The sequence below is a fragment of the Pseudomonas sp. Irchel 3A18 genome (genome assembly GCF_900187465.1).
Lineage (GTDB): Bacteria > Pseudomonadota > Gammaproteobacteria > Pseudomonadales > Pseudomonadaceae > Aquipseudomonas > Aquipseudomonas cichorii.
In genome coordinates, this window is the sequence record NZ_FYDI01000031.1 from 1 (window position 1) to 5,128 (window position 5,128).

The window sequence follows — 5,128 nt, forward strand, 5'->3', positions numbered from 1 at the left end:
CAATCCGCTCTTCGCAAATTGCTTGGGTGTTATATGGTCAAGCCTCACGGGCAATTAGTATGGGTTAGCTCAATGCCTCACAGCACTTACACACCCCACCTATCAACGTCGTAGTCTTCGACGGCCCTTCAGGGAACTCAAGGTTCCAGTGAGATCTCATCTTGAGGCAAGTTTCCCGCTTAGATGCTTTCAGCGGTTATCTTTTCCGAACATAGCTACCCGGCAATGCCACTGGCGTGACAACCGGAACACCAGAGGTTCGTCCACTCCGGTCCTCTCGTACTAGGAGCAGCCCCTCTCAAATCTCAAACGTCCACGGCAGATAGGGACCGAACTGTCTCACGACGTTCTAAACCCAGCTCGCGTACCACTTTAAATGGCGAACAGCCATACCCTTGGGACCGGCTTCAGCCCCAGGATGTGATGAGCCGACATCGAGGTGCCAAACACCGCCGTCGATATGAACTCTTGGGCGGTATCAGCCTGTTATCCCCGGAGTACCTTTTATCCGTTGAGCGATGGCCCTTCCATACAGAACCACCGGATCACTAAGACCTACTTTCGTACCTGCTCGACGTGTCTGTCTCGCAGTCAAGCGCGCTTTTGCCTTTATACTCTACGACCGATTTCCGACCGGTCTGAGCGCACCTTCGTACTCCTCCGTTACTCTTTAGGAGGAGACCGCCCCAGTCAAACTACCCACCATACACTGTCCTCGATCCGGATAACGGACCTGAGTTAGAACCTCAAAGTTGCCAGGGTGGTATTTCAAGGATGGCTCCACGCAGACTGGCGTCCACGCTTCAAAGCCTCCCACCTATCCTACACAAGCAAATTCAAAGTCCAGTGCAAAGCTATAGTAAAGGTTCACGGGGTCTTTCCGTCTAGCCGCGGATACACTGCATCTTCACAGCGATTTCAATTTCACTGAGTCTCGGGTGGAGACAGCGCCGCCATCGTTACGCCATTCGTGCAGGTCGGAACTTACCCGACAAGGAATTTCGCTACCTTAGGACCGTTATAGTTACGGCCGCCGTTTACCGGGGCTTCGATCAAGAGCTTCGCTTGCGCTAACCCCATCAATTAACCTTCCGGCACCGGGCAGGCGTCACACCCTATACGTCCACTTTCGTGTTTGCAGAGTGCTGTGTTTTTAATAAACAGTCGCAGCGGCCTGGTATCTTCGACCGGCATGAGCTTACGGAGCAAGTCCTTCACCCTCACCGGCGCACCTTCTCCCGAAGTTACGGTGCCATTTTGCCTAGTTCCTTCACCCGAGTTCTCTCAAGCGCCTTGGTATTCTCTACCCAACCACCTGTGTCGGTTTGGGGTACGGTTCCTGGTTACCTGAAGCTTAGAAGCTTTTCTTGGAAGCATGGCATCAACCACTTCGTGTTCTAGGAACACTCGTCATCAGCTCTCGGCCTTGAGATCCCGGATTTACCTAAGATCTCAGCCTACCACCTTAAACTTGGACAACCAACGCCAAGCTGGCCTAGCCTTCTCCGTCCCTCCATCGCAATAACCAGAAGTACAGGAATATTAACCTGTTTTCCATCGACTACGCTTTTCAGCCTCGCCTTAGGGACCGACTAACCCTGCGTCGATTAACGTTGCGCAGGAAACCTTGGTCTTTCGGCGTGGGTGTTTTTCACACCCATTGTCGTTACTCATGTCAGCATTCGCACTTCTGATACCTCCAGCAAGCTTCTCAACTCACCTTCACAGGCTTACAGAACGCTCCTCTACCGCATCACCAGAAGGTGATACCCGTAGCTTCGGTGCATGGTTTGAGCCCCGTTACATCTTCCGCGCAGGCCGACTCGACTAGTGAGCTATTACGCTTTCTTTAAAGGGTGGCTGCTTCTAAGCCAACCTCCTAGCTGTCTAAGCCTTCCCACATCGTTTCCCACTTAACCATGACTTTGGGACCTTAGCTGACGGTCTGGGTTGTTTCCCTTTTCACGACGGACGTTAGCACCCGCCGTGTGTCTCCCATGCTCGGCACTTGTAGGTATTCGGAGTTTGCATCGGTTTGGTAAGTCGGGATGACCCCCTAGCCGAAACAGTGCTCTACCCCCTACAGTGATACATGAGGCGCTACCTAAATAGCTTTCGAGGAGAACCAGCTATCTCCGAGCTTGATTAGCCTTTCACTCCGATCCACAGGTCATCCGCTAACTTTTCAACGGTAGTCGGTTCGGTCCTCCAGTCAGTGTTACCTAACCTTCAACCTGCCCATGGATAGATCGCCCGGTTTCGGGTCTATACCCAGCGACTAAACGCCCTATTAAGACTCGCTTTCGCTACGCCTCCCCTATTCGGTTAAGCTTGCCACTGAATATAAGTCGCTGACCCATTATACAAAAGGTACGCAGTCACCCAACAATGTGGGCTCCCACTGCTTGTACGCATACGGTTTCAGGATCTATTTCACTCCCCTCTCCGGGGTTCTTTTCGCCTTTCCCTCACGGTACTGGTTCACTATCGGTCAGTCAGTAGTATTTAGCCTTGGAGGATGGTCCCCCCATGTTCAGACAAGGTTTCTCGTGCCCCGTCCTACTCGATTTCATGACCAAGAGATTTTCGCGTACAGGGCTATCACCCACTATGGCCGCACTTTCCAGAGCGTTCCGCTAATCTCAAAGCCACTTAAGGGCTGGTCCCCGTTCGCTCGCCACTACTAAGGGAATCTCGGTTGATTTCTTTTCCTCAGGGTACTTAGATGTTTCAGTTCCCCTGGTTCGCCTCTTGCACCTATGTATTCAGTACAAGATAACTGTCTTATGACAGCTGGGTTCCCCCATTCAGACATCTCCGGATCACAGTCTGTTTGCCGACTCCCCGAAGCTTTTCGCAGGCTACCACGTCTTTCATCGCCTCTGACTGCCAAGGCATCCACCGTATGCGCTTCTTCACTTGACCATATAACCCCAAGCAATCTGGTTATACTGTGAAGACGACATTCGCCGAAAATTTGCAATTCACTCACAAATTTTACCTTAGCCTGAACACGCACCAGTGAAAGTGCGGTCCAGTCTAACTTTCTATTACATACCCAAATTTTTAAAGAACGATTCTGATAAAGATCAGAAATCAACATTCATGCACCGTTTCGGTGGAATGCTCATTTCTAAGCTTTGACATGAGGTGGTGGAGCCAAGCGGGATCGAACCGCTGACCTCCTGCGTGCAAGGCAGGCGCTCTCCCAGCTGAGCTATGGCCCCAAACAATTGGTGGGTCTGGGCAGATTCGAACTGCCGACCTCACCCTTATCAGGGGTGCGCTCTAACCAACTGAGCTACAGACCCAATCGTCTTCTTCAATGAATCAAGCAATTCGTGTGGGAGCTTATGGTAAAGCTGAGTCGTCGATTAAGGAGGTGATCCAGCCGCAGGTTCCCCTACGGCTACCTTGTTACGACTTCACCCCAGTCATGAATCACACCGTGGTAACCGTCCCCCCGAAGGTTAGACTAGCTACTTCTGGTGCAACCCACTCCCATGGTGTGACGGGCGGTGTGTACAAGGCCCGGGAACGTATTCACCGCGACATTCTGATTCGCGATTACTAGCGATTCCGACTTCACGCAGTCGAGTTGCAGACTGCGATCCGGACTACGATCGGTTTTGTGAGATTAGCTCCACCTCGCGGCTTGGCAACCCTCTGTACCGACCATTGTAGCACGTGTGTAGCCCAGGCCGTAAGGGCCATGATGACTTGACGTCATCCCCACCTTCCTCCGGTTTGTCACCGGCAGTCTCCTTAGAGTGCCCACCATCACGTGCTGGTAACTAAGGACAAGGGTTGCGCTCGTTACGGGACTTAACCCAACATCTCACGACACGAGCTGACGACAGCCATGCAGCACCTGTCTCAGTGTTCCCGAAGGCACCAAACCATCTCTGGTAAGTTCACTGGATGTCAAGGCCTGGTAAGGTTCTTCGCGTTGCTTCGAATTAAACCACATGCTCCACCGCTTGTGCGGGCCCCCGTCAATTCATTTGAGTTTTAACCTTGCGGCCGTACTCCCCAGGCGGTCAACTTAATGCGTTAGCTGCGCCACTAAAATCTCAAGGATTCCAACGGCTAGTTGACATCGTTTACGGCGTGGACTACCAGGGTATCTAATCCTGTTTGCTCCCCACGCTTTCGCACCTCAGTGTCAGTATGAGCCCAGGTGGTCGCCTTCGCCACTGGTGTTCCTTCCTATATCTACGCATTTCACCGCTACACAGGAAATTCCACCACCCTCTGCCCTACTCTAGCTCGCCAGTTTTGGATGCAGTTCCCAGGTTGAGCCCGGGGATTTCACATCCAACTTAACGAACCACCTACGCGCGCTTTACGCCCAGTAATTCCGATTAACGCTTGCACCCTCTGTATTACCGCGGCTGCTGGCACAGAGTTAGCCGGTGCTTATTCTGTCGGTAACGTCAAAATCGTCACGTATTAGGTAACGACCCTTCCTCCCAACTTAAAGTGCTTTACAATCCGAAGACCTTCTTCACACACGCGGCATGGCTGGATCAGGCTTTCGCCCATTGTCCAATATTCCCCACTGCTGCCTCCCGTAGGAGTCTGGACCGTGTCTCAGTTCCAGTGTGACTGATCATCCTCTCAGACCAGTTACGGATCGTCGCCTTGGTGAGCCTTTACCTCACCAACTAGCTAATCCGACCTAGGCTCATCTGATAGCGCAAGGCCCGAAGGTCCCCTGCTTTCTCCCGTAGGACGTATGCGGTATTAGCGTCCGTTTCCGAGCGTTATCCCCCACTACCAGGCAGATTCCTAGGCATTACTCACCCGTCCGCCGCTCGCCACCCGGTACAAGTACCTGTGCTGCCGCCCGACTTGCATGTGTTAGGCCTGCCGCCAGCGTTCAATCTGAGCCATGATCAAACTCTTCAGTTCAAACATCGTTGGGTTTTGAGAAAACCCTAAACTTGGCTCAGCAATCGTTGGTTACATCTTTGATTTCTCGCGGAGTAACTTGCGTTGCTGATAATCTGTTGACTTCAGTCTTACACCACAAGCACCCACACGAATTGCTTGATTCAGTTGTTAAAGAGCGGTGGGTTGAGCCTTTCGTCTCAACCGAGGCGCGCATTCTACAGCACCCTCTGTA

2 tRNA genes and 2 rRNA genes are annotated in these 5,128 nt (G+C 52.3%); all 4 read right to left on the bottom strand.

Annotated elements, in window-relative coordinates:
- Positions 1-33 precede the first annotated feature (33 nt).
- Positions 34-2,925 (bottom strand): 23S ribosomal RNA (locus tag CKW23_RS26040).
- Positions 2,926-3,151: 226 nt separating this feature from the next.
- Positions 3,152-3,227 (bottom strand) — tRNA-Ala (locus tag CKW23_RS26045).
- A gap of 7 nt (positions 3,228-3,234) precedes the next feature.
- A tRNA-Ile gene (locus CKW23_RS26050) sits at positions 3,235-3,311 on the bottom strand.
- 64 nt (positions 3,312-3,375) lie between these two features.
- Positions 3,376-4,914, bottom strand: a 16S ribosomal RNA gene (locus CKW23_RS26055).
- Together the 16S and 23S rRNA genes with 2 tRNA genes alongside form the textbook arrangement of a ribosomal RNA operon.
- Positions 4,915-5,128 lie beyond the last annotated feature (214 nt).